Source organism: Arthrobacter sp. ov407 (assembly GCF_900102895.1).
Lineage (GTDB): Bacteria > Actinomycetota > Actinomycetes > Actinomycetales > Micrococcaceae > Arthrobacter.
In genome coordinates this window covers 1-2,498 of record NZ_FNGD01000024.1, presented here as the reverse complement: position 1 = coordinate 2,498, position 2,498 = coordinate 1, and the positions used below count along the sequence as shown (strand labels likewise).

Below are 2,498 nucleotides of genomic sequence, written 5' to 3'. Positions count from 1 at the left end.
GGTGACGGCGTGCCTTTTGAAGAATGAGCCTGCGAGTTAGTGTTACGTCGCGAGGTTAACCCGTGTGGGGAAGCCGTAGCGAAAGCGAGTCTGAATAGGGCGTTGCAGTGGCGTGATCTAGACCCGAAGCGAAGTGATCTACCCATGGCCAGGTTGAAGCGACGGTAAGACGTCGTGGAGGACCGAACCCACTTCAGTTGAAAATGGAGGGGATGAGCTGTGGGTAGGGGTGAAAGGCCAATCAAACTTCGTGATAGCTGGTTCTCCCCGAAATGCATTTAGGTGCAGCGTTGCGTGTTTCTTACCGGAGGTAGAGCTACTGGATGGCTAATGGGCCCTACAAGGTTACTGACGTCAGCCAAACTCCGAATGCCGGTAAGTGAGAGCGCAGCAGTGAGACTGTGGGGGATAAGCTTCATAGTCGAGAGGGAAACAGCCCAGACCACCAACTAAGGCCCCTAAGCGTGTGCTAAGTGGGAAAGGATGTGGAGTTGCGAAGACAACCAGGAGGTTGGCTTAGAAGCAGCCATCCTTAAAAGAGTGCGTAATAGCTCACTGGTCAAGTGATTCCGCGCCGACAATGTAGCGGGGCTCAAGTACACCGCCGAAGTTGTGGATTTCAGATATTAGCTAAGCCGCCCCTTGTGGGTTGGTTCAGGCGTCTGGAGTGGTAGGGGAGCGTCGTGTGGGCAGTGAAGTCGCGGTGGAAACCAGCGGTGGAGCCTACACGAGTGAGAATGCAGGCATGAGTAGCGAAAGACGGGTGAGAAACCCGTCCGCCGGATGATCAAGGGTTCCAGGGTCAAGCTAATCTGCCCTGGGTAAGTCGGGACCTAAGGCGAGGCCGACAGGCGTAGTCGATGGACAACGGGTTGATATTCCCGTACCGGCGAAAAACCGCCCATGCTGAACAGGGGACACTAACCGCCCGAAACCTGCCTGACATCCCTTCGGGGGTGAAGGGTTTTGGTGGAGCGCGGGACCTGATCCTGGGAGGCAAGCGTATTAACAGGTGTGACGCAGGAAGGTAGCCGAGCCGGGCGATGGTTGTCCCGGTCTAAGGATGTAGGGCGAACGGTAGGCAAATCCGCCGTTCATGATGCCTGAGATCTGACGGGACCCCCGTATGGGGGGATTCGGTGATCCTATGCTGCCGAGAAAAGCATCGACGCGAGGTTTTAGCCGCCCGTACCCCAAACCGACACAGGTGATCAGGTAGAGAATACTAAGGCGATCGAGAGAATTATGGTTAAGGAACTCGGCAAAATGCCCCCGTAACTTCGGGAGAAGGGGGGCCCCAACCTTGAACACCACTTGCTGGTGGGAGGGGATCGGGGCCGCAGAGACCAGGGGGAAGCGACTGTTTACTAAAAACACAGGTCCGTGCGAAGTCGCAAGACGATGTATACGGACTGACTCCTGCCCGGTGCTGGAAGGTTAAGAGGACCGGTTAGCCGCAAGGCGAAGCTGAGAATTTAAGCCCCAGTAAACGGCGGTGGTAACTATAACCATCCTAAGGTAGCGAAATTCCTTGTCGGGTAAGTTCCGACCTGCACGAATGGAGTAACGACTTCCCCGCTGTCTCAACCATAAACTCGGCGAAATTGCAGTACGAGTAAAGATGCTCGTTACGCGCAGCAGGACGGAAAGACCCCGAGACCTTTACTATAGTTTGGTATTGGTGTTCGGAGTGGCTTGTGTAGGATAGGTGGGAGACGTTGAAGCCCGGACGCCAGTTCGGGTGGAGTCATCGTTGAAATACCACTCTGGTCACTTTGGACATCTAACTTCGGCCCGTAATCCGGGTCAGGGACAGTGCCTGATGGGTAGTTTAACTGGGGCGGTTGCCTCCTAAAAAGTAACGGAGGCGCCCAAAGGTTCCCTCAGCCTGGTTGGCAATCAGGTGTCGAGTGTAAGTGCACAAGGGAGCTTGACTGTGAGAGAGACATCTCGAGCAGGGACGAAAGTCGGGACTAGTGATCCGGCGGTACATTGTGGAATGGCCGTCGCTCAACGGATAAAAGGTACCTCGGGGATAACAGGCTGATCTTGCCCAAGAGTCCATATCGACGGCATGGTTTGGCACCTCGATGTCGGCTCGTCGCATCCTGGGGCTGGAGTAGGTCCCAAGGGTTGGGCTGTTCGCCCATTAAAGCGGTACGCGAGCTGGGTTTAGAACGTCGTGAGACAGTTCGGTCCCTATCCGCTGCGCGCGCAGGAAATTTGAGAAGGGCTGTCCTTAGTACGAGAGGACCGGGACGGACGAACCTCTGGTGTGTCAGTTGTACTGCCAAGTGCACCGCTGATTAGCTACGTTCGGATGGGATAACCGCTGAAAGCATCTAAGCGGGAAGCTCGCTTCGAGATGAGATTTCCATACACCTTGTGTGTGAGAGGCCCCCAGCCAGACCACTGGGTTGATAGGCCGGATGTGGAAGCGAGGACTAACGACTCGTGAAGCTGACCGGTACTAATAGGCCGATAACTTACACCACACA

The 2,498-nt window shown here is 55.4% G+C and carries 1 rRNA gene; it reads left to right on the top strand.

Annotation, left to right across the window (positions count from 1 at the left end):
• Positions 1–2,495, top strand: a 23S ribosomal RNA gene (locus tag BLS42_RS19815); the annotation flags it as partial.
• Between the last annotated feature and the right edge of the window lie 3 nt (positions 2,496–2,498).